This window comes from Geobacillus zalihae, from assembly GCF_030414215.1.
GTDB lineage: Bacteria > Bacillota > Bacilli > Bacillales > Anoxybacillaceae > Geobacillus > Geobacillus zalihae.
The window spans coordinates 2,683,351-2,705,295 of record NZ_CP129217.1; the positions used below are offsets into that span (position 1 = coordinate 2,683,351).

General features: G+C 54.4%; 23 protein-coding genes. 1 reads left to right on the plus strand and 22 read right to left on the minus strand.

All coding sequences use genetic code 11. From position 1 onward, the window contains the following. Nucleotides 1–225 precede the first annotated feature (225 nt). The 11 genes from QWV57_RS13560 to QWV57_RS13610 form a co-directional block, all read right to left on the minus strand. Nucleotides 226–732: a metallophosphoesterase family protein gene (locus tag QWV57_RS13560; RefSeq protein ID WP_033004987.1), complete on the minus strand. Its 507-nt coding sequence runs from the start codon at nt 730–732 to the stop codon at nt 226–228. Continuing rightward, nucleotides 729–1,343, minus strand: coding sequence for an XTP/dITP diphosphatase (locus QWV57_RS13565; RefSeq protein ID WP_015375534.1), 615 nt, complete (start codon nt 1,341–1,343; stop codon nt 729–731). The genes QWV57_RS13560 and QWV57_RS13565 overlap by 4 nt, the downstream gene beginning before the upstream one ends. Next, nucleotides 1,340–2,110, minus strand: a complete 771-nt coding sequence (rph, locus tag QWV57_RS13570; RefSeq protein WP_015375535.1) for a ribonuclease PH — start codon at nt 2,108–2,110, stop codon at nt 1,340–1,342. The genes QWV57_RS13565 and rph overlap by 4 nt, the downstream gene beginning before the upstream one ends. A 152-nt stretch (nt 2,111–2,262) precedes the next feature. Continuing rightward, nucleotides 2,263–3,336 (minus strand): GerMN domain-containing protein, encoded by a 1,074-nt coding sequence (locus QWV57_RS13575; protein ID WP_015375536.1) that lies wholly within the window; start codon nt 3,334–3,336, stop codon nt 2,263–2,265. Nucleotides 3,337–3,440: 104 nt separating this feature from the next. Beyond that, nucleotides 3,441–4,235, minus strand: coding sequence for a glutamate racemase (gene racE, locus QWV57_RS13580; RefSeq protein WP_011232143.1), 795 nt, complete (start codon nt 4,233–4,235; stop codon nt 3,441–3,443). Nucleotides 4,236–4,244: 9 nt separating this feature from the next. Further along, the gene (locus QWV57_RS13585) at nt 4,245–4,688 is read right to left on the minus strand and encodes a MarR family winged helix-turn-helix transcriptional regulator (RefSeq protein WP_015375537.1); all 444 of its coding nucleotides are present in this window, start codon (nt 4,686–4,688) and stop codon (nt 4,245–4,247) included. Between the two features lie 208 nt (nt 4,689–4,896). After that, on the minus strand, nt 4,897–5,121 hold the full coding sequence (locus tag QWV57_RS13590) for a helix-turn-helix domain-containing protein (protein WP_020754265.1): 225 nt from the start codon (nt 5,119–5,121) through the stop codon (nt 4,897–4,899). 101 nt (nt 5,122–5,222) lie between these two features. Next, a complete protein-coding gene (locus QWV57_RS13595) occupies nt 5,223–5,456 on the minus strand; it encodes a hypothetical protein (protein WP_060788003.1) in 234 nt (77 codons plus the stop codon). Between the two features lie 53 nt (nt 5,457–5,509). Then, nucleotides 5,510–6,271, minus strand: coding sequence for a succinate dehydrogenase iron-sulfur subunit (sdhB, locus tag QWV57_RS13600; protein ID WP_015375538.1), 762 nt, complete (start codon nt 6,269–6,271; stop codon nt 5,510–5,512). Between the two features lies 1 nt (nt 6,272). After that, nucleotides 6,273–8,030, minus strand: coding sequence for a succinate dehydrogenase flavoprotein subunit (gene sdhA / locus QWV57_RS13605; RefSeq protein ID WP_015375539.1), 1,758 nt, complete (start codon nt 8,028–8,030; stop codon nt 6,273–6,275). A gap of 168 nt (nt 8,031–8,198) precedes the next feature. After that, nucleotides 8,199–8,807 (minus strand): succinate dehydrogenase cytochrome b558 subunit, encoded by a 609-nt coding sequence (locus tag QWV57_RS13610; protein WP_011232147.1) that lies wholly within the window; start codon nt 8,805–8,807, stop codon nt 8,199–8,201. A 243-nt stretch (nt 8,808–9,050) separates the two neighbouring features. On the opposite strand from QWV57_RS13610, the gene QWV57_RS13615 reads away from it, so the two are divergent. Then, complete coding sequence (locus QWV57_RS13615; protein WP_014196467.1) at nt 9,051–9,503, plus strand: YslB family protein; 453 nt, start codon at nt 9,051–9,053, stop codon at nt 9,501–9,503. A gap of 48 nt (nt 9,504–9,551) precedes the next feature. Here the strand turns inward: QWV57_RS13615 and uvrC are convergent, their stop codons facing one another. The 11 genes from uvrC to ssuE form a co-directional block, all read right to left on the minus strand. Continuing rightward, complete coding sequence (gene uvrC, locus QWV57_RS13620) at nt 9,552–11,324, minus strand: excinuclease ABC subunit UvrC (RefSeq protein WP_020755563.1); 1,773 nt, start codon at nt 11,322–11,324, stop codon at nt 9,552–9,554. Between the two features lie 11 nt (nt 11,325–11,335). Next, complete coding sequence (locus QWV57_RS13625; RefSeq protein WP_015375542.1) at nt 11,336–12,778, minus strand: hypothetical protein; 1,443 nt, start codon at nt 12,776–12,778, stop codon at nt 11,336–11,338. A gap of 47 nt (nt 12,779–12,825) precedes the next feature. Then, entirely contained in the window at nt 12,826–13,752 is a 927-nt protein-coding gene (locus QWV57_RS13630; protein WP_015375543.1) for an FTR1 family iron permease, read from the minus strand. 25 nt (nt 13,753–13,777) lie between these two features. Then, nucleotides 13,778–14,539: a hypothetical protein gene (locus QWV57_RS13635; RefSeq protein WP_015375544.1), complete on the minus strand. Its 762-nt coding sequence runs from the start codon at nt 14,537–14,539 to the stop codon at nt 13,778–13,780. Nucleotides 14,540–14,631: 92 nt separating this feature from the next. After that, nucleotides 14,632–15,393 (minus strand): glycosyltransferase family 2 protein, encoded by a 762-nt coding sequence (locus tag QWV57_RS13640; RefSeq protein WP_129447346.1) that lies wholly within the window; start codon nt 15,391–15,393, stop codon nt 14,632–14,634. Continuing rightward, a complete protein-coding gene (locus QWV57_RS13645) occupies nt 15,350–16,846 on the minus strand; it encodes an alkaline phosphatase family protein (RefSeq protein ID WP_033005943.1) in 1,497 nt (498 codons plus the stop codon). The genes QWV57_RS13640 and QWV57_RS13645 overlap by 44 nt, the downstream gene beginning before the upstream one ends. After that, nucleotides 16,843–17,772, minus strand: a complete 930-nt coding sequence (locus QWV57_RS13650) for a lysylphosphatidylglycerol synthase transmembrane domain-containing protein (protein WP_033005937.1) — start codon at nt 17,770–17,772, stop codon at nt 16,843–16,845. The genes QWV57_RS13645 and QWV57_RS13650 overlap by 4 nt, the downstream gene beginning before the upstream one ends. Then, nucleotides 17,762–18,706 carry an NAD-dependent epimerase/dehydratase family protein gene (locus QWV57_RS13655; protein ID WP_129447347.1) on the minus strand — a complete coding sequence of 315 codons (945 nt, stop codon included), beginning with the start codon at nt 18,704–18,706 and terminating at the stop codon, nt 17,762–17,764. Before QWV57_RS13655 ends, QWV57_RS13650 begins: the two co-directional genes overlap by 11 nt. 176 nt (nt 18,707–18,882) lie before the next feature. Continuing rightward, nucleotides 18,883–20,088: a hypothetical protein gene (locus QWV57_RS13660; protein WP_033005938.1), complete on the minus strand. Its 1,206-nt coding sequence runs from the start codon at nt 20,086–20,088 to the stop codon at nt 18,883–18,885. A gap of 141 nt (nt 20,089–20,229) precedes the next feature. After that, entirely contained in the window at nt 20,230–21,348 is a 1,119-nt protein-coding gene (gene ssuD / locus QWV57_RS13665; protein ID WP_020755571.1) for an FMNH2-dependent alkanesulfonate monooxygenase, read from the minus strand. A 13-nt stretch (nt 21,349–21,361) separates the two neighbouring features. Beyond that, a complete protein-coding gene (gene ssuE / locus QWV57_RS13670; protein WP_015375551.1) occupies nt 21,362–21,904 on the minus strand; it encodes an NADPH-dependent FMN reductase in 543 nt (180 codons plus the stop codon). Between the last annotated feature and the right edge of the window lie 41 nt (nt 21,905–21,945).

A 21,945-nucleotide genomic window follows, 5' to 3' on the forward strand; every position in this document is an offset into this window, starting at 1 on the left:
TGAGTCGTTTCTCTTATTTGAAAATTATAATAATCCGAAACCTTTGCGCCGTCAATAACGTTTTTCGAAAATTCCGATTGGTCAAACTATTTGAATGCGCTTACATTATGATAGAATCAAGGTTTTGCCGATTCAAAAATTTTTTCTTTCTTGGCGGCTCATAGAAAGCGGACGCGCTCTAACTGCCAAAGACGAAAAACAAAAAATAGCGGACGTTTTGTCCGCTTAGATCGAAAAGGTTCGTTCCATTCCGGAAACGGGCTGCCCATTCACTTCATAAAATTGGACATGCACGCGCCCGCCGCCGATGGTCAACACCGCGTACGTTTTTTCTTTTCTTCCGCGCGGCAAAGCAATGCTGCCGGGGTTGATGAACAACCGCCCATCCATTTGCTCGGCGCCGGCCAAATGCGAGTGGCCGAAACAAACGACGTGAGCCCCTGTTTCTTGCGCGCGATAGGATAAACGCAAAAGCGACGTTTTCACCCCGTATAAATGGCCGTGGGTGACAAACAACCGAACGCCGCCTGCCTCTTCGATGCGCTCAGCAGGAAACGCGGCGAAATCGCAGTTGCCGCGCACAACGGCAAACGGGGCGATCTCGTCCGCCCCCACCTCCAACTCCGAGTCACCGCAATGGATAAACAAATCCGCTTCATGGCGATGACGGTTGACAATTTCAGCAAGTTCGGCAGTCAGCCCATGGCTGTCGCTCACAATCACCGCCTTCATTCCGTCCGCCCCTTTCCACCGACGATCTCCTCCCACTGCTCATCGAGCTTCGTCAGCGCCTTGGCGCGATGACTGATTTGATTTTTTTCCTCCGGCGCAAGCTCCGCCATCGTTTTTCCCCACTCCGGAAGGTAAAAGATTGGATCATAGCCAAAGCCCCCCTCCCCACGCGGCACTTCGGCGATATAACCATCGCATGTCGCTTCGACAACGGCGGTCGGCCGCCCTGGGATCGCGACGGCGAGCGCGCAATGAAAACGAGCCGTGCGCTGCTCCATCGGCACCCCGTCAAGCTCGCGAAGCAGCTTGGCGATGTTGCGTGCATCGTTTTTATCTTCCCCGGCATAACGGGCCGAATGAACGCCCGGCCGGCCGCCGAGCGCATCGACCACGAGCCCGGAATCATCGGCGATCACCGGCCGCTTTAGACGCCGCGACGCCGCTTCTGCTTTGAGCACGGCATTGTCCGCAAACGTGCTTCCCGTTTCTGCGACATCCGGAGCGTCCGGAAAGTCAAGCAACGATTTCACTTCGACGCCCCGCTTGGCAAACAAAGCGGCGAACTCGCGCACTTTGCCAGCGTTTTTGGTCGCGATGACGATCTCCTTCACTCTGTGTCCTCCTCTGCCGCTTCTTTTTTTTCGCCGATGCGCGCCGCCCACTCGCCCAATGCGCGGCGCTGAACGGCGATGAGCTGCTCGATGCCGATTTGCGCCGCTTCAAGCAATTCATCAAGCTCGGCGCGCGAAAAAACTGCTTCCTCTCCGGTTCCTTGAATCTCAACAAATTGACCGGCTCCGGTCATGACGACGTTCATATCCACTTTCGCCCGCGCATCCTCGTTGTAATCTAAATCAAGAATCACCCCATGCTCCGGATCGATGCCGACCGAGGTAGCGGCGAGAAAATCGCGGATCGGAAGCGCCTCGAGCTTCCCTTCTTCCACCAGTCTGGCAAGCGCCAACACAAGCGCCACATACGCACCAGTGATCGACGCCGTCCGCGTTCCGCCATCCGCCTGAATGACGTCGCAATCGATCCAAATGGTCCGCTCGCCAAGCTGTTCAAGATCAACAACCGAGCGAAGCGCGCGGCCGATTAAGCGCTGAATTTCCATCGTCCGCCCCGACACTTTTCCTTTGCTCGCTTCCCTCACATTCCGCTGCTCTGTCGCCCGCGGCAGCATCCCATATTCGGCCGTAATCCATCCTTTGCCGCCGCCGCGCATAAACGACGGCACTTTCTCTTCGACCGTCGCCGTGCAAATGACTTTCGTGTCGCCGATTTCAATGAGCACCGACCCTTCAGCGTGCTTCATGTAATGCGGGTGTATATGTACAGGGCGCAGCTCGCAACTGCTTCGTCCGTCCGCTCTCATCAACTGAGTCCTCCTTTTCTCCATCTTCAACGGAATGCCAGACGCCGCATTTCTTTCCGCCTAGCGAAAAAAAAGAAAGAGGCAGAATACGTTTCCACCTCTTTGTTATACCATAACGTCCTATTCGTTTCCAGCCAGTCAGCACCAACCGGTTAAAATGTCCCGGTATTGACGTTTTGCGGCCGAGCGACCGGTTTGGTGAGCGGCTTGCCATCTTCCGTGACAAGATTGGCTTTGCCATTGACGGTGATCGCCACGCTTTCGACTCCTTTTTGCTCCGTGAGCGACAAAACGAGAGAATTCAACACGACGTCGGAAATGACATTTTTCTTGTTGCTTCCATAAATGCCTTCGTTAAAGTTGAGCGTCACTTTGCCATCCTCGTATTTCGGGGCATCGACAAGCTTCGCGTCCGGCTGAAAGACGCCGACAAGCCCGCTCCCTTGCTCTGGTCCTTGAATCAGTTCGTTGACGGCCGCGGCAATATCATCTTTCTCCTTATTGGACACACGCCGTGTCACCGGCACATAGTATGTGCTGTTCCCTTGTTGGGCGACAAAATAAACGGTGACCGGATGCGTATTCGTAATGTCTGGCACGCCGTTCGCTTCCATATTGATGCCATCGGCGCGGCTTACCCCATCTTGGATCGGCGTTTTATTGACCGGCATCACGTTTTGATCGTAGCCGTTGATGCGGATTTTGACGCGCTTGATATTGTCAAATTGCGTCAATGTCCACGTAATGGACTGCAAAATTCGTTTTTCGTCCTCCGGCTTATAGTTTTTAAATTCCGGCGAAAAGTCAGCGATCAACGTTCCGTCTTTTTCCAATTTTGTGCCAAGCACCGTCGTTCCGGCCGGAATGACCGCGCGGAAGCCGTTCGGTAACATTTCTGACACGGGTCCGTCTTCAACCAAATATTCGAGTACTTGTTTCGCCACGGCCTGCGTTTTCGGCAATTCCACTGTTTGCGGCACGACAAAGCCGTTTTTGTCAATCAAGTACAGCTCTCTTTTCACCGTCTCGGTGGCCTTCGCTTTCTCTTTCCCTTCCTTTTGGCTTTCCGTCGCTTCCTGAAGCGCTTGGCCGTCTTTGACATAACTCGTCTCTTGCGGCGGATCGATCTCCTTCACCGCCTCATCTCGCCCAAACAAACCGCAGCCGCCAAGCAACAACAGCGAGGCGAGCAGCGGCGCCGCCCATATTTGAGTCGTCCGTTTCATTGACGTTCCCTCCTACTCGTAGTTTGTACTACTATGTATACGAGCCGTTTTCCAAAATAGAATAAAAAAATCCTTTAGCGCATGGACGCTAAAGGATTGGTTGGTTACAGCCGAATCGCTTCGACCGTGCCGATCGGCTTGCCAAACCACTTCCCGGAAATCTTTTCAAACAGCTCTTTCGGCCCGGTCGTGAAAAACAAATGCTCCGGTTCGCGCTCGCCGGTGTAAAGGAGCTGGCTGTGGTGCAAAATCGCGCTCACTTCACGAGCCGTCTCACCGCCCGAGCAAATGAGCTTCACGCGTTTGCCCATATACGTGCGAATGAGCGGCGCGAGCAACGGATAATGCGTGCAGCCTAAAATCAGCACATCGATCGGCAGCGGACGGAGCGGAGCGAGCGATTCGGCGACGATCGCCATCGCCTCCTGCCCTTCAAAGTCGCCGCTTTCCACAAGCGGAACGAATTTCGGACAGGCCAAGCTCTCGACTTGGACGCGCGGATTGATGGATTGAAGCGCCTTTTCATACGCCCGGCTTCGGATCGTGCCAATCGTGCCGATGACGCCGATGTGCCCGCGCCTAGTCGCTTTCAGGGCCGCGCGAGCGCCGGGATGAATAACGCCAAGCACAGGAATGTCAAGCTTCGCCCGCACGTCGTCAAGCGCGACCGCCGTCGCGGTGTTGCAGGCGATAACAAGCATTTTCAAGGGATATTGCCGCAAGTAATCAATCATTTGCCACGTAAATCGACGGACTTCTTCCACCGGCCGCGGCCCGTACGGGCAACGGGCGGTGTCGCCTAAGTAAATAATTTGTTCTTTCGGCAGCTGCCTCATAATTTCTTTGGCGACGGTCAAACCGCCGACTCCTGAGTCAATGACACCAATTGCTCTTTCCAAGTGATCGCCTCATTCTTTCGTCATTTCTTGATGCAATTTGCGCAAACAACGCTCAAAGAGAACGATTTCCTCTTCAGAAAAATTTTCCAACACTTTAGCTAAATCTCTCTGGCGTTTTTCAATCACTTCCTCAATGATGCGCTCGCCTTTTTCCAACAAGTGAATGCGGACGACGCGGCGGTCGTGTTCATCGCGGACTCTGGCGACAAGTCCGTTCCGCTCCATACGGTCGACCAAGTCGGTCGTCGTGCTGCACGCCAAATACATTTTGTTCGATAACTCGCCGACCGTCAAGTCCCCTTCTTCAAGCAGCCACTGCAGGGCGACAAATTGCGGTGGGGTGATCGGATAGTTGGTTAAAATTTCACGGCCGCGCTGTTTCAAATTGGCGGCGATATAGCGAAGCAATTTTTCCAACTCGGCGACCGTTTGTTCATTCATCGCAGACGGCATACCATCTCTCCTTGATCGTTTCCGCGGCCAGCCTCAAACGGCGGCTTGCGTCGACAGCTATTCTTACTTTTCATTTTACAACACCGGCAAAGATAATCAACAAAAAAATGCGGCGGCCGCCGCGGACGAAGGCCGGACGGGCGCCAAGCCTCGTCCGGCCGCAAGGGAACATAACAGCCGGCTGTCCAACAAGGAAAGCCGGCATCGTTTATAGTTCAAGTTCGCCCATTCGAAGCAATTCAATGACAGCTTGCGAGCGCCCCTTGACCCCAAGCTTTTGCATCGCATTCGAAATATGGTTGCGGACCGTTTTCTCGCTGATAAACAGCTCTTGGGCGATCTCTTTCGTCGTCTTGTCTTGCACGAGCAATTCGAAGACTTCTTTTTCTCTTTTTGTCAAAAGCGGCTTCGATTGAAATGATTTGTCCTTCAACGGTTGTAACCCTCCTTGCTCTCAATGGGCCCGAACTGCCGGATGGGTATTTCCTCGCCATATCGTATGTGAGAGCAAGAGCGGCGGTGACGAAAATTTGCTTATCTAATAGAAAAATGGGTCTTTTTTTTTCGGTTCATCACCAAATGACTTTTAAAGACAAACATGATAGCAATGTTGTTCAAAGAGATGTGTGGTATAAAAAGGAAAAAATGCTGTTTTGGTTTTTCTTTATCATGATCGTCTTTCTTTTTCAAGTACACTTTGTGATGAAGAGCCTTTTCTTCTTTATCTTTCGATTCGCCGGAGACGGTTGGCTGCCGCTTGTCCAGCAAAACAAAAAATCCCCCTCATGTCTGTTCGAATGAAGGGGATTTTGATTCTGCCGCTACACTTCGTCGCTGCCAAAGAAATCGCGGAACATTTGAATCGTCGTTTCGCGGTTTAACGCCGCGATCGATGTCGTCAACGGAATGCCCTTCGGGCACGATTGCACGCAGTTTTGCGAGTTGCCGCAGTTGGCCAGTCCGCCGTCGCCCATAATCGCCCGCAACCGTTCGGCTTTATGCATCGCCCCGGTCGGATGGGCGTTAAACAGCCGCACTTGCGACAGCGGCGCCGGGCCGATAAAGTTCGACTTGCTGTTGACGTTCGGGCACGCTTCCAGGCAGACGCCGCACGTCATGCATTTGGACAGCTCGTACGCCCATTGCCGCTTCCGCTCCGGCATGCGCGGCCCCGGGCCCAAGTCGTACGTTCCGTCGATCGGAATCCATGCTTTCACTCGCTTCAACGCATCAAACATCCGGCTCCGGTCGATGACCAAGTCGCGGATGACAGGGAATGTGCGCATCGGCTCAAGGCGGATCGGCTGCTCGAGTTTGTCAATGAGTGCGGCGCACGCCTGGCGCGGTTTGCCGTTAATGACCATCGAACAGGCTCCGCATACTTCTTCCAGACAGTTCATTTCCCAAGCGACCGGCGTCGTTTTTTCCCCTTTGGCGTTGACCGGATTGCGGCGAATTTCCATGAGCGCCGAAATGACGTTCATGTTCGGGCGGTACGGAATGACAAACTCCTCTTCATACGGAGCAGAATCCGGACGATCTTGACGGGTGATGATGAATCGAACCGTTTTGTTCTCGCTCATCTTACTTCACTTCCTCTTTCTTTTTGCTGTAGTCGCGCTTGCGCGGTTTAATCAACGAGACGTCAACGTCTTCATAATGGAACGCCGGACCGTCTGGCGTGTAGCGGGCCATCGTCGTTTTCAGCCATTCTTCGTCGTTGCGCTCCGGAAACTCCGGCTTGTAGTGCGCGCCGCGGCTTTCATTGCGATAGTAAGCGCCAAGCGTAATGACGCGGGCGAGCTGCAGCATGTTGTACAGCTGGCGGATAAACGTCGCTCCTTGGTTGCTCCATCTCGACGTATCGGTGACGCTGATGTTTTTATACCGCTCCATCAGCTCTTGAATTTTCTCATCGGTCTTCAGCAGCCGGTCGTTGTAGCGGACGATCGTCACGTTTGCCGTCATCCATTCACCGAGCTCTTTATGCAGCACGTAGGCGTTTTCCGTGCCGTCCATCGCCAAAATGTTTTCCCACTTTTCTTGCTCCCGTTTCACATAGCTGTCGTATAACGTCGACGGCATCGCATCGGCCGATTTCTCGAGACCGCGGATGTAGCGGACGGCGTTCGGGCCGGCGACCATTCCGCCGTAAATCGCCGACAGAAGCGAGTTTGCCCCGAGGCGGTTCGCGCCGTGAATCGAATAATCGCACTCGCCGGCAGCAAACAACCCTTTGATGTTCGTCATTTGGTCATAGTCGACCCATAAGCCGCCCATCGAGTAGTGAACGGCCGGGAACACCTTCATTGGCACTTTGCGCGGGTCTTCGCCCATGAACTTCTCGTAAATTTCGATAATGCCGCCGAGCTTGACATCCAACTCTTTCGGATCTTTATGTGACAAATCCAAATACACCATGTTTTCGCCGTTGATGCCGAGCTTCAAATCGACGCAGACGTGGAAAATTTCCCGGGCGGCGATGTCGCGCGGCACCAAGTTTCCGTAAGCCGGATATTTTTCCTCAAGGAAGTACCACGGTTTCCCGTCCTTATACGTCCAAATGCGTCCGCCTTCCCCGCGCGCCGATTCGCTCATCAACCGAAGCTTGTCATCGCCTGGGATCGCGGTCGGGTGAATTTGGATGAACTCGCCGTTCGCGTAGTAAACGCCTTGCTGATAGGCGATCGAAGCCGCTGAACCAGTGTTGATGACCGAGTTCGTCGATTTCCCAAAAATGATCCCCGGGCCGCCGGTCGCCAAAATGACGGCATCGGCTGGAAACGCTTTGATTTCCATGGACCGCAAATCTTGTGCGACGATGCCGCGGCAAATTTGCTCGTCATCCAAAACGACGCCTAAAAACTCCCAATGCTCGTACTTCGTGACGAGCCCGGCCACTTCATGGCGGCGCACCTGTTCATCAAGTGCATACAAAATTTGCTGCCCGGTCGTGGCTCCAGCATAGGCGGTCCGGTGATGCTGCGTCCCCCCGAAACGACGGAAATCAAGCAACCCTTCCGGCGTCCGGTTGAACATGACGCCCATCCGATCGAGCATGTAAATGATCCCCGGCGCCGCTTCACACATCGCTTTGACCGGAGGCTGGTTCGCCAAGAAGTCCCCGCCATAGACGGTGTCGTCAAAATGCTCCCACGGCGAGTCGCCTTCCCCTTTCGTGTTGACCGCTCCGTTAATGCCGCCTTGGGCACAGACGGAATGAGAACGCTTTACCGGAACGAGCGAAAACAGTTCGACAGGCACTCCTGCTTCGGCGATTTTAATCGTGGCCATCAAACCGGCCAACCCACCGCCAACAACGATGATTTTCCCTTTTTTCATAGCTACTCACTCCCTAATAGATTGCTGCTTTTGCTTGCATGCCGCACGTTTTGCCTTGCCGGCCCGCCATCGACCAAGCGATCGTTCGGCGAACGGCTAGAGCACGTTTGTCACGAGCCAACGCAGCAGTTCATCGTTGAATCATTCCTTAGGAATGGAACGCTTGTCTTACGCAAACGCCAAGATGGCGCGAATGCCGACAATGGAAAGCGCGATGAAAATGATCATCGTAATGTACGTAAATACTTGCTGCGAACGAGGGGACACCGTCAACCCCCAGCTGACGCAGAACGACCATAAGCCGTTGGCGAAGTGAAAGACCGTGGACAAGATTCCAACAATATAAAATCCGAGCATAAACGGATTGTCGACAATGTTGGCCATCATGTCGTAGTTCACTTCGGCGCCGAATGCAGCCTGCACCCGCGTTTCATACACATGCCAGACGACAAAAATCAATGTAATGATGCCGGTGATCCGCTGAAGCATGAACATCCAGTTGCGGAAATAGCCGTACTGGCGAGTGTTGAATTTGGCTGTAAACGCGATATAAATGCCGTATACAGCGTGGAACAACAATGGAAGAAAAATAACAAAAATTTCAAGAAAATAGCGGAACGGCAAGTTTTCCATAAACGCCGCCGCCCGGTTAAACGCTTCCGGCCCACGGGTCGCAAAATGGTTGACGACCAAGTGCTGCACTAAAAAGATGCCGACGGGAACAACCCCCAGCAGCGAATGGAGCCGGCGATAGTAAAACTCGCGATTCCCTGCCATTATGTAAACCCCCTTCAATTGAATAAAAAATATGTCCCTCTCGCTCGCCATGCGGAAACGGAAACGTCTTCCATTCCCCTATTCGCTTGTCACATTCATTGTACTCCCACATTGTACAAGCGTCAAGAAAACACTGACACAAAATGTTCAAACATTCTCATAGTTGCGCCACCTTAGGAAAGAGGATGCACTCCGGCAGCAATTCAGCTATAATGGGGAAATGGATAGAAAGAGGGGAAAACGATGAAACAGCCACCATTAGAGGACCAATATCAAATGTTTGGGTCAATTGCGCTTTCCGCCTTCGGGACTGAGCTGCTTCGCCATTCGCTTCTTCCCGAGCTGCTTGGCAAAGATGCCGCTTCGCTGCTGTACTGGGCCGGCAAACAGCTGGCGCGGCGCTACCCGCTCGGAACGCTCGATGACGTCGCCGTATTTTTTGAACGGGCGGGCTGGGGGGAGCTATCAACCGGCGAAGAGCGAAACGACGAACTCTATATCGAGCTGTCGGGCCCCATCATCGCCGCCCGCTTTTCCTTGTACGGCAGCTGCTCGTTCCAGCTTGAGGCTGGATTTCTCGCCCAGCAAATCGAACAACAAAAGCGGTTCGTCACCGAAGCGGTCGAACTGCCGCCAAAGCGGGACGGCAAAGCGCGCATTTTGGTGAAATGGGATCGGAAGCAGGCGATCGAATGACATGCAAAGAACGGGCGTCCGCTCGCAAAACGGGCGTCCGTTCAGCCATTATTCATGCAGTTTTTCATAGATTTTCTCCGCCACCGCCCGTGGAATGTTCGCCCGTTGCAGCTCATCAACGGTCGCCTCTTTCATCTTTTTGACTGATCCGAAATAGTTTAACAGCGCTTTTTTCCGCTTTTCCCCGACGCCGGGAATGTCATCAAGCACGGAATGGAACATCGTTTTCTGCCGCGTCTTTCGGTGAAACATAACGGCAAACCGATGCACTTCATCCTGGATGCGCTGCAATAAATAAAACTCTTGACTTTGCCGGTCAAGCGGCACGACATCCGGCGGGTCGCCGGCCAAAAGCTCTGATGTGCGATGTTTTTCGTCTTTCGCCAATCCAGCCAGCGGCACATCCAGTCCAAGTTCGTTTTCGAGCACATCCCGCACCGCCGACAAGTGTCCTTTGCCGCCGTCGATGATGATCAAATCGGGAAGCGGCAATCCTTCTTTCAACACGCGCGTATAGCGGCGGCGCACGACTTCGCGCATCGTTTCATAATCGTTCGGCCCCGCGACCGTTTTCACCTTATATTTCCGGTATTCTTTTTTCGCCGGCTTGCCATCGAGGAAAACGACAAGCGCCGAGACCGGATCGGCCCCGTAAATGTTCGAGTTGTCAAACGCCTCGATGCGGCGCGGCGCCGGAATGCCAAGACGCTCTCCGAGACGTTCGACCGCTTTGATCGTCCGTTCTTCGTCCCGCTCGATGAAATAAAATTTTTCTTTCAGAGCAATGGCCGCGTTTTTGCTCGCCAGCTCAACAAGCTCTTTTTTCTTCCCTTTTTTCGGCTGGACGACGGCAACGCCGAGCAATTCGCGGGCGAGCTCGCCGTCAATGTCGGACGGGAGGACGACTTCTTTTGGCTTCAAATGATGCGCTTTCGCATAAAACTGACCCAAAAACGTAAGCATTTCCTCATCCGGGTCTTGGTAAAGCGGGAAGATCGACACGTCGCGCTCGATCAGCTTTCCTTGGCGGAGGAAAAACACTTGCACGCACATCCAGCCTTTGTCGTACGCATAGCCGAATACATCGCGGTCGATGAAGTCGTTGAGCATCATTTTTTGCTTTTCCATCGTCATCTCAATCGCTGCGATTTGATCGCGGTATTCTTTCGCCCGTTCAAACTCGAGCGCTTCCGCCGCCTCGTGCATTTTCTCGGCCAACTCCCGCTTCACGTCTTCATACCCGCCGTTTAAAAAGCGGACGATTTGTTCAACCATCGCCTTATTTTGTTCGTCCGACACCGGGTGGACGCACGGGGCGAGGCATTGGCCCATATGGTAATACAAACAGGCGCGCGAAGGCAGCGTCGAACATTTGCGGAGCGGATATAAGCGGTCGAGCAGCTTTTTCGTTTCGTTCGCCGCCTGCACGTTTGGATACGGGCCGAAATATTTGCCCCCGTCTTTTTTCACTTTGCGGGTGATCAGCAGGCGCGGATGCTTTTCCGCGGTGATTTTAATAAACGGGTAGCTTTTATCATCTTTCAGCATGACGTTGTATTTCGGATCATGCTTTTTGATCAAATTCATCTCCAAAATGAGCGCCTCGGCGTTTGACGAGGTGACGATGTATTCGAAATCGGCGATCTCCTCAACAAGCCGCTGCGTCTTGCCGTCATGCGTCCCGGTGAAATACGAGCGGACGCGCGCTTTCAGCGACTTCGCTTTGCCGACGTAAATGACCGTTCCGTGTTTGTCTTTCATCAAATAGCAACCCGGCTGTTCCGGCAGCACGGCCAGCTTTTCTTTCAGCCGCTCGTTCATTGGCCATCACCTCACTCTCCATCCACCCATTCGTACAGCGTAATCGTCCCATACACCGGATCAGCAAGCAGACTGGAACGATACGTTTTCACTTTGCGCACATGGCGGGAAACATCGATCCCTTGAGCCTCGAACCCTTGGACAACGTGATTGGTCATATATATCGCAGCATGGCGGTAGTTTTCTTTGTCTTGCAAAAAGAAGGAAAAATGGAGCACGTCTTTATGTGGAAAGGGCACGTTCAAATAGTCTAGGACGCGCGTCTCTTCCCACGTATATACCACAAACGGCTGCCGTTTGTCACGCAAATCGTCCGCAAGCTGATACACTGCCGGCGGCGTCTTTGCCTGCTCGCACAGCTGCCCGATGCCGATTGCAGCCTGCAGCAGCACAACCGCCGCCGCCAACACATGCTTCCATGATCGCGGTGCAGCCAATACGCGCCCCCACACGAAAACGAGCGCAATGTGAACGAGCGGAAGGAGATGACGCGGCTTGTCAATGTTTTGTCCGAAAAGCGCCCACAAAGCATACAGCAACGCGGAAACGACAAGCGGGCGCGGCAGCCGAAACGGCCCAGTGCGCCAGGCGATGGCGCCGACCACTGCATAGGCAGCCAGCAGCCAAGCATTTCGGCTGGCCATGCCGGTCCAAAGAAAGTTGTCAAGGACAAAGCGGCGCACCCGCTCCCAAAATGGAAGCGGGCTCGCCGCCGCCGTTCCCCCCCAGTCGCTGAAATGACCGACGACAAACGCCCAGCCAAGCTTGAAAAACGGCCAAAGGCCGCCTTCCGTCGCCGCGACCGCCGCCACCCAAACAAATTGAAAGGCGGCCGCCGCCAACAGCGATGCCGCCACGCGGCCGAGGCGGCGGTGCGTTTTCCAGTCTTCATGCCAAAGGATCAACAACGCAGCGGCAAACGGGGCATAAGACAAACGGATGCCCATGAGGATGCTGAACAACGCGGCCGGCCAAAGCTGCGCCATCCATGTTGTTCGCCGCCGCGCCCATTCCACCGCCCATATGTACCACCAAAGCACGCCAAGCGCCGCGCCGTCCGACATCGGTCTGGCGGCGGCAAGGAGCACGTAGCTTGAAGAAAGCACCGAAAGCGCCGCCCATAGCGCCGCTGAACGCGGCATATGGCGAGCGAGCAGCCAAACGATGGGAAAGGCGGCGGAAAACAACACGAGCACATTCAAGATCGAAAGCGCTTTGGCCGGATTGGCGACCAGAGCGTGCACTGCCATGCCGCCAAGAATCAAATACGGATAGCCCGGGAAATGCGGCTGCATGGCCAATAAATCATAGCGTTCCAACGCCCGCGCAAAGTCAACTTCGTCCCACGAGGCCGCATACGGGTTCGCCCCATACAAACCGGCGCCGGCCAACAAAGCAGCCATTCCGACACCAAAGCTCATCCAAAAGCGATCATCGCCCAACCGTTTGTCCACCGTGTTTCCCTCCAAAGAAAACGTACAAGGCGCAGCGTCCTTGTACGTTACATGACGTTTTTGGCTTGTTCCTCCAACGAGGCAACCGCCGGCTTCTCAACCACGGCCTTCTTTTGACCGCGGCGGCTCGCCACCAACAAATACACGACGACGAAGTAGCCGATATAGGCCAACACTTCTTCAAGCGACGGCATTGAAGAATAACCGAACAGCGCTTTTAAAAAGACGCCGACTTCGCCGGAAAAGACAGGGGCGACGCCATGGTCGCGCACGTAATGTTCGTAATCGATCGGATGTTCCGGAAGCAGCCACGTCAAATCGTATACGTGCGGCATGACGCTGCCGATGAGGCCGATGTCCTGCATCATCGAAATGGCTTGCACGAGCAGTCCGGCGGCAATTAGGACGATAAACGCGCCAGTCACTTTAAAGAACGTCTTCAACGGAATGCGCATCGTCCCTTTAAAGAAGAAGTAGCTGACAAAAGCGGCAATGACGACCCCGGTCGCCGCTCCCCAGCCTTGCATCGCCGCGCCGATGTTGCCGTGCGTAATGGCGGCGAAGAAGAAGACCGTTTCCACTCCTTCGCGCAGCACGACCAAAAACGAGTGGATGACCATGCCGGCGACATTGCCGGCGGTGACAAACTGATCCATTTTCCCTTCCACGCTTTTTTTCATGTCCCGACTATGTTCGGCCATCCAGAACACCATTTGCGTCAAGAGCAACGCGGAAATGACCATGATGCCGATTTTCAAATACGTCTCGCTTCCCATTGCCGCAAAACCGGTAAAGACGAGCTGAAACAACATGGCGACGCCGACGCTCGCCGCCACAGCAAGAGCGGCGCCAAGCCATACATATTTCGTGTATTCACGGTGACCGACCCGTTTCAAATACGATGTAATGATGCCGACAATCAGCAGCGCTTCCAGCGCTTCACGAAACGTGATAAGCAGCGCTTGAACTTCCATGCCCCCGCCTCCCATTCAGTTTAGACTAAGCACGCTTCCGGCGACGTGCGTAAATCAAGACAGTCCCGATGATCACCACAGCGATGACGATGAGCGGAATCCAGTTTTTGGCCTCGGACAAATCGGTCCACTCTTTCTTTTGCACTGCATCCGGCTTTTCCGTGGCGCTTTCCGAAAAATGGCCGACTTTTAGGCTTTTGAGGCCAAATTGCTTTTGCAACGCCGATAAAATGGTTTCCTTGCTTTTCTTGAACGTTTCGATGTCTGATTTTTTCTCGCCGACGCCAAACAGCCCCGGGTTGCCAAGCGACTGAAGCGCCTTGTCAAACTCGGTGCGCAGCTGTTTGTCAAGCGCAGGGTCTTTCCCTTGGATGATCGGCGACAGCGCCTCATACGTCGCAAACGCCTTCGCCAACAGCCGCTTGCTCGTGTCGTACTGATCAAAGTTCGCCTCAATATTGTCCAAACGTCGGGCGATATTGAGCACTAAAATTTTTTCCATGTCTTTGATCACCGCCTGGCGGTCCTTCGCTTCGATGGCTGCAAGCACCGCCTTGGACGGCTCAGGCCCCATGTGCATGTCGATTTCTTCTTTTATGGTTCCGAAAATTTCCTTCGCTGCGGCAAAGTTCGGCGGCTGCTCGTTCAACTTTTCTTTCATCTCTTTATACGCCTCAGCAACCGCTTCTTTGTTCGGATCTCCATACGAATAGGCGAACGCTTTCAGCGGAATGAGATTGAGAATAATGATCACTGCTATGTAAAAAAAGAAACGGGATGTTTTCACGTTTCTGATCCCCCTCCATCAAGATCAATGATAATCATTATCACCATCATTGTCAATATTGGAAAAATGGCCGGCGGCCCAAGGCGGCCGCCTCACGAACAATGGCGCTCCCGCTCCAAAGAAAGCAGATGCGCTTTTCGGTCAATGACCGCTTTTGTTACCGGGCGGCGCATTTCCTTCCAGATGGCCGGGATGACCGCGGTCATATAGGCGGTGAACTTGATGAACGAACGGCCGGTCGTCCGCACTTGGTAGCGGATCGGCACTTCCTTTAGTCGAAACCCTTTGCGCACTAAGTTGAGCGTCAACACTTGGGCGTAATTGTAATCGTGGATGATTTCCGCCTCTTCCATCGCTTGGCGGGAAAACGCGCGCATGCCGGATTGCCCGTCGTACAGCCGCTGGCCGAGCAGGAGCGACTGCAGCCACGTAAAGGCATAGTTGCCGAGGCGGCGGTGCCATTTCATGCCGCGAATCGTGCCAAGGAAGCGCGAGCCGATCGTATAGTCGGCCTCACCGGCGAAAATCGGCGCCAAAAGGTCAGGAATTTGTTCCGGCGGATATTCGTTATCGGCATCGATCATCACGCCGATATCCGCGCCAAGACGGACACACTCTTTGAGCCCTCGCCGCACCGCCGCCCCGAGGCCGCGGTTTTCCGGCCAGCGGCAAATGTAATCGGCTCCCGCTTCTTGCGCCGCTTCAGCAGTCCGGTCGGTCGACCCGTCATCAATGACCAAGACGCTGACCTCTACATCGGGATGGAAATGACGCGGAATGCGGCGAATCACGTCCCCAATCGCCCCTTCCTCATTGTGCGCCGGCAAAAAAACGATGACGTGCTGCTGTTTCATCGCTCTCCTCCTTCCGCATTGCTTCGATCAAAACAGGGCCGCGGCTATGGCTTGGATACGGCGCGCCAAGCAAATAGGCGATCGTCGGCGCCAGCGAGACGAGGCTTCTTTTCTCATCAACCCGTTTCCCTGCCTCAATCGCCGGACCGTACATGAAAAACGGCACATACCGCTCCCCTTCATCGAGATGGCCGTGGCCGCCGATGCCATCCGCTTGGCCATGGTCGGCGCAGACGATCAGCGTCGCGCGCTCAAGCTCGCCTCGCTCCTCAAGCCAGGCGACAAACTCGGCGATCAGCGCATCGGCTTCTTCAATTTTTTCAATATACTCGTCATACAGCACCCCGCGGCTATGGCCGGTCTGGTCGGTGGCGATCAATTGTACGACAAGCAAGTCCGGGTGCTGCTCTTCCACAATGCGTTTCGCCCGCTCGATAATATAGCGGTCAGCTAGTTCGTTAGGCATGACGGCCGTCACCGTTTCGACATCATCTCCGAACGAATCGACCAAATGAGCGATGCCAAGCAAGCGGCCTGTTTTCCCTACTTTGCGGAGCGAGTCAAAGATCGTTTCCACTTTCGCTCCGAGCTTCCATACCATATTCGAGCGAATCCCGTGCTCAAACGGATACGTGCCCGTCAACATCGATGTAAAGCAAACGACCGTACGCGCCGGGTACACGGTCTCCATTTGCGCAAATTCCGTCCCTTGCGCGCGCAGCCGTTTCAAAAACGGGGCGTTGGCCGCTTCAAACCGGTCTTTGCGCATCCCATCAATCACGATGACATACACTTTGTCACTGATCGGCACGGTTGGACTCGGCACATTGTTCGTATAAGTCGGAATGATCTCGGGCTGCCAGTCGAACAAATTCCGATGCAAAATCCATGAAAACAGCCACACCAAAGCAGCAAACAGCCAAAGCGCCCCGCACAGCGGCGCCAAATCCGCCCCTCGTTCCACTTGGATCGACGCATATTCCCAAACAGATAAAAGGAGAAAGACTTTCGGCAGCTGCTCTTGAGCGTTGCCGCTCGTCGAATCGCTGTTTTTCAGCACGAGCTTCCAAAAGCGGGTGAAATTCCACCATGACGTGCCGATGCGCAAATGGTAATAGAGCGTTCCCCAAAAAAAGACGGTAAAGAAAAAGTAAAGCCCCGACGCCAACAGCAGCAGCGCCGCATCAGCAAACGACCAAACGATGAGAAACACAACGTAAGGAATCCATAAATAATTGCGCAAAAACAGCGGATAATCATAGACATAGTAGATGACAAACAGCGGCAGCGCCGCCGCCAGACCAAGCATCCATCCCCATGAGCCGCCCATCCAATCAGCGGCATGGTAGATCGTCATCGTTCCCGCGACAAAAATCGGCGTAAACGGCTTTCCTTCATTCAGCAAATTCCAGCAGCGCGCCGCCATTTTTTCGAATCGTGACGCTTCTTTCATCGCCTCTCCCTTTCCTTTTTCCATACACCCCGCACCATCTGCCAATCGGACCGCCAAAGCAACAATACCATGGCCCCGGCGGCGTAAGAAAACAAAAACTTAAACGCATGGGTCAACACTGCCGCCGCATACGCTTTCTCCCATGGTGCGCCGAGCCGGGTCAACGCAAACGCCATCACCGCCTCATACGTTCCGATCCCGCCGGGGACGACTTGGGCGATCTGGCCGGAAACGGCCGCGCTGTTTGCCCACACCGCCTGTCCAAAGGAAAGCGGGATGCCGACTGCTTTGGCGATCACGCCAATGACGGCCGCTTCACACAACCAGCTCGCCGCCACAGCCGCAGCGATCTCCGCGCCGCGGCGGCCCTGCAACACCGTCCGCCATCGGCGCCATAACCGTTCGAGGCGGAGCGGACGGCGAAACATCACGAGCACAAGCGCCCCCCCTGCGGCAGCGGCCGCCCCCACCAGCGGAAGGCCGGGAATCCGATGCATGTACACATACACCCCCGCTGCCGCAAAACCGCCCAGCACCGCCATGTCCAATAACCGCATGACCGCAACCGACTCGATCGCCTCAGCGGCGGAAACACCCGGCTGGCGGGCAAGCACAGCGACGCGGGCGGCATCGCCCATTTTGACGGGGACGAGATGATTGATCAACAAGCTGAGCAACACCCCACGCCAATAGACGGCAAAGGCGATCGGTTTCCCGACATATTGCTTCCATGCCCATGCCCGCAGCCAAAAGGACGCGCCATACACGAAAACGGCGGCAGCCATATCCGCCGGATGGCGGGCCAGCCCGGCGAGATGCCGAAGCAACGCACGGCCGTCAAAATAGCGATACGTCATCCAACCAAACAGAACAACCATGGCCACCCCGGCGGCCTGCAGCCCCGCCTTGGCCGCCCTACCGCTCATATTCGCGCGCCCACGCCACCGTGCGGGCGAGCCCTTCGGCAAACGCCACCTTCGGCTTGTAACCAAACGCCCGCTCCGCCTTTGTGATGTCCGCCCATGTCGCTTTCACATCGCCTTTCCGCTCCGGCGCGTGCACGATTTTCATATCGGGAAAGTGCTTCCGCAACTCAGCGAGCAGCTGCTCCATGGTGACGGGCGCCCCGGCGCCCAAGTTGAACACTTCGCTTCGCCCGCCGCTGCGGTGAAGCGCCGCGGCCATGCCGGCGACAATATCATCGATGTACGTATAATCGCGCGCCGTCCCCTTGCCATACACGACAATCTCCTCGCCCACCAACAATCGGCGCAAAAACGTGCCGATCGCCATATCCGGACGACCCCACGGCCCGTAAACGGTGAAATAGCGGAAAATCGTCATTTGGTAGCCATACAAATGGGCATAGGCATGACAAAACGATTCCGCTCCGTATTTCGTCGCCGCATACGGCGACACGACGCGGCCATCAGCCATTTCTTCTTTCAGCGGCACGTTGCCGCGGTCGCCATAGACGGATGACGACGAAGCAAACAGCACATGGCTGACTCCCGCTTCCCCCGCCGCCGCCAACACATTGACCGTCGCTTTGATGTCATAATCGATATACGCGAACGGCTCCTCGAGGGAATACGGCACGCCCGGCAGCGCCGCCAAATGGTAGACGACATCGGGGCGAAACTCGACCAGCCACCTTTTCGTTCGCTCCCCATCAAGCAAATCCAAGCGGACAAGCGGCACCCGACCGCCGGTGAGTGTCTGAAACTGCCGCTCTTTCCGTTCAGCCGAATAGTACGGATGAAAGCAGTCGACGGCTATTACGTCATATCCTTGCTTGCTGAGATGGGCCGCGAGGTGGCTGCCGATAAACCCCGCTCCCCCGGTCACCACTACTTTCACAGTCGTCACCCCATTATCAAATTCACTGTCCATTAAGCATCTTACCATAGCGGCCGGCAAAAGTCGCGGATTGCAGGCAAAAGCGAAAAGCATCCGCCAAAACGCATTCTCAGCCGGGACAAGCCGAAAGGGCGTTTGTGAAAAAAGGGCGTCCTTGGGGACACCCTCCTTCGTCATTATTTCGCCTTTTCCACTACTTGCTGCAGCGCAGCTTCAATTTGCGGCAGCCATTTGTCAGCTTCGGCTTTGTTTTTCGCCTTTGCTGCTTCCAAGTAGCGCGCCGCCTGATCGTTCAACGTGCTGTACGCCTTGTCGCCGAGCAGCGTTTTGATATCATTTTCGATCATGTTAATAAAGAGCGCGCCTTCTAAGGCGGTGATCACCGACTTGTCTTGCCCCCAATTTTCTTTGCTTTCTTCATATTCGTGAAGCGCCACTTTCGCCCATCCGCGCACGAACGCATGGTTCACCGCTTTCGGATCGAGCGTTTTGACATCGGTTTGCAGGTCAAACTGTTTCAAAATGTAGTCCGCCTCCTCCGCGGCATGCCGTTTCATATACGGATAGACGGACTGATAAAACGCCCAGCCTTCCGCCTGCTCCACTTTGGCTTCTTCGGCGTTTTCCTTGGCCGCAGCCGCCGCCTTCGCCGCATAGCCGTGCGGCAACGCTCCGCTCGCTAAATAGAATGTTTTCATCAATGTTTTGTCCACGACTTGCTTGCCGAGGGCAAATGAGAGCGCATCATCGTTTTGCACCGCTTGCTCCATTTGGGCAAACGCCCCGTTGATCGCGTCAACCAACTTCGTTCCGTAAGCCACATCGCGCTTTTCCACGGTCGACTGCAAAATCGCGTAAAATGCCTTCGCTTCCTCAAGCTCTTCCTTTACTTCTTCCTTATTGGCCCAATGCTCTTCTGCTTCGGTAAACTCATGTTTGATCGTCGTGTAAAACACTTTTTGCATCAGCTTGTCAAAAATTTGCTTGACAACCAACGGCTCAAGCGACCCGTCTTTGCCGGCGGCCAGTGCGTTGGTAATATGTTGGTCAAGCGTATCTTCAAATTCCGCGTCACGTTTTTGTACAAGCGGCTGCAGCTTTTCTTTGTAGATGCTCTCCACTTTGCCGAAGTCGACCGCCCCGCCTTGCTTCGCCTTCTCAAGCTCCGCGAGCGCTTCGCTGAACGCTCCCGCATAATCGACTTCCGCTTCTTCCTTCTCGTTCTCCGTCTTCTCTTCCTCTTTCGGCTTTTCTTGTTTTTCCACAGCCGTTTGGTTGCTGCTTTCTTTTTCTGTTCCCGCCGTCTGTTTGCTCTGGCCGCACGCGCCAAGCGCCAACGCCGCGGCGGCGAACACGGCGAGCCACTTCCATTTCCATGACATGATCGATCCCCCCATAGACCATTAAAAATGATAATCAATATCACACAAGCACGATTATAAAAGAACATGAATTTCAAAGTCAATCAAAAATAAAAAAGGATGGATGCTCTTTTGCAGCGCATCCCCCTTTTTTAGAACCGATCACACCTTAATCACATTTGGAAAAAACTCGTGACCCACTACCTCGCCGCGAATGGAAGAAGAAGGAACATCCAATGACAACAACGGGAATAACAATTCCGCCACGCGATACGCCTCTTCCAAATGCGGATAACCTGATAAAATGAAGTAACGGATGCCGAGTTGCTCGTATTCACGGAGACGTTCAGCCACTGTTTCCGGATCACCGACAAGCGCGGTGCCCGCGCCGCCGCGAACGAGCCCAATCCCCGCCCAAAGGTTTGGGCTGATCTCCAACGACTCTTTCCTCCCCCTGTGCAGCTCGCGCATCCGTTGCTGCCCGACAGAGTCATAACGGGAAAACACCCGCTGCGCCTCTTCAATCGTCCGGTCATCTACATACTGAATCAATCGCTCTGCCGCTTCCCACGCTTCTTTTTCTGTTTCGCGAACAATGATGTGGAGACGAATGCCAAATTCGATTTCTCTCCCTTCTTGGCGAGCGAGTTCCCTTACCCGTTCTATTTTTTCTTTCACCTGTCTAGGCGGCTCCCCCCAAGTCAAGTAGACGTCCGCATGGCGGGCGGCAACCTGTTGGCCGGCATCCGACGATCCGCCGAAAAAGAGGCGCGGATACGGTTTTTGCACAGCCGGGAACAACAATTTCGCCCCTTTGACTGACACGTGCTTTCCTGCAAACGTCACTTCTTCTCCTTCCAGCAATCGGCGCCAAATCGTCAAAAACTCGTCCGTCGCTTCATACCGTTCGTCATGCGACAAAAACAGCCCATCCCCCGCCAACTCAACGGGGTCGCCGCCGGTGACGACATTTACAAGCAGCCGGCCATCGGAAATGCGATCGAACGTGGAGGCCATGCGCGCCGCCAATGTTGGCGTCATCAATCCTGGGCGAACAGCGACAAGAAAACGCAATCGCCTCGTTTCCGCTGCCAGCGCTGCCGCCAACAGCCATGGATCTTCGCACGATTTCCCCGTTGGAATGAGCACCCCTTCGTATCCCAATCGATCAGCCGCTTGGGCCACTTGTTTGAAATAGCTGTATTCCGGCGAGCGGCCGCCTTTTGCCGTCCCTAAATACCGTCCGTCGCCATGAGAAGGAATAAACCAAAGGACTTTCATATTGTTTTCCTCCTTATCTCATGATCGTTTTTTCAGAGCCATGGGAAATGGAATGAATCACCTCTTCCATCCTCGACAACAAGTCGTCCGAAAACACGAGGCGGCCTTCGTCATCATGCCCCAATGTCCAATCCAAAATAAAGACGCCATGCAAGATTTCCCGCGCTCCCAAAATGGAGAAAATGGGTTTGAGCGCGTATTCGAGAGCCAACAGATGAGCAATGGTCCCCCCCGTAACAATCGGCACAACTAGCTTCCCAGCAAACGCCTTTTCCGGCAGCAAATCCAAATACGCTTTTAAAATGCCGGTGTAACTTCCCTTATACACTGGACTTAGTACAACCACCACTCGTGACTGGCGGATCCAATCATGTGTTTTCACAATCGAATCGCTTGATGAATGCGCATAAAGCAAATCTTCCGCCGGCAAATCGCGCAATCGGATGAAATATACCGTATGGCCGATCCGTTGCAATTGCTCGCTCACCCATTCGGCCACTCGATTCGTTTTCGAGGCGCGCGACGGACTTCCAGAAATAATGGCCACCGTTGTCATTTGTTTCCCCCCACATTCTTTTATGCCCCGCTGTCCTTAAC

Excerpts from the sequence above, each read along its gene's own strand:
- QWV57_RS13560 (WP_033004987.1), bottom strand. The coding sequence starts at position 732 with ATGAAGGCGGTGATTGTGAGCGACAGCCATGGGCTGACTGCCGAACTT.
- rph (WP_015375535.1), bottom strand. The coding sequence starts at position 2,110 with ATGAGAGCGGACGGACGAAGCAGTTGCGAGCTGCGCCCTGTACATATA.
- QWV57_RS13575 (WP_015375536.1), bottom strand. The coding sequence starts at position 3,336 with ATGAAACGGACGACTCAAATATGGGCGGCGCCGCTGCTCGCCTCGCTG.
- QWV57_RS13585 (WP_015375537.1), bottom strand. The coding sequence starts at position 4,688 with ATGCCGTCTGCGATGAATGAACAAACGGTCGCCGAGTTGGAAAAATTG.
- sdhB (WP_015375538.1), bottom strand. The coding sequence starts at position 6,271 with ATGAGCGAGAACAAAACGGTTCGATTCATCATCACCCGTCAAGATCGT.
- sdhA (WP_015375539.1), bottom strand. The coding sequence starts at position 8,030 with ATGAAAAAAGGGAAAATCATCGTTGTTGGCGGTGGGTTGGCCGGTTTG.
- QWV57_RS13610 (WP_011232147.1), bottom strand. The coding sequence starts at position 8,807 with ATGGCAGGGAATCGCGAGTTTTACTATCGCCGGCTCCATTCGCTGCTG.
- QWV57_RS13615 (WP_014196467.1), top strand. The coding sequence starts at position 9,051 with ATGAAACAGCCACCATTAGAGGACCAATATCAAATGTTTGGGTCAATT.
- uvrC (WP_020755563.1), bottom strand. The coding sequence starts at position 11,324 with ATGAACGAGCGGCTGAAAGAAAAGCTGGCCGTGCTGCCGGAACAGCCG.
- QWV57_RS13630 (WP_015375543.1), bottom strand. The coding sequence starts at position 13,752 with ATGGAAGTTCAAGCGCTGCTTATCACGTTTCGTGAAGCGCTGGAAGCG.
- QWV57_RS13640 (WP_129447346.1), bottom strand. The coding sequence starts at position 15,393 with ATGAAACAGCAGCACGTCATCGTTTTTTTGCCGGCGCACAATGAGGAA.
- QWV57_RS13645 (WP_033005943.1), bottom strand. The coding sequence starts at position 16,846 with ATGAAAGAAGCGTCACGATTCGAAAAAATGGCGGCGCGCTGCTGGAAT.
- QWV57_RS13650 (WP_033005937.1), bottom strand. The coding sequence starts at position 17,772 with ATGAGCGGTAGGGCGGCCAAGGCGGGGCTGCAGGCCGCCGGGGTGGCC.
- QWV57_RS13660 (WP_033005938.1), bottom strand. The coding sequence starts at position 20,088 with ATGTCATGGAAATGGAAGTGGCTCGCCGTGTTCGCCGCCGCGGCGTTG.
- ssuD (WP_020755571.1), bottom strand. The coding sequence starts at position 21,348 with ATGAAAGTCCTTTGGTTTATTCCTTCTCATGGCGACGGACGGTATTTA.
- ssuE (WP_015375551.1), bottom strand. The coding sequence starts at position 21,904 with ATGACAACGGTGGCCATTATTTCTGGAAGTCCGTCGCGCGCCTCGAAA.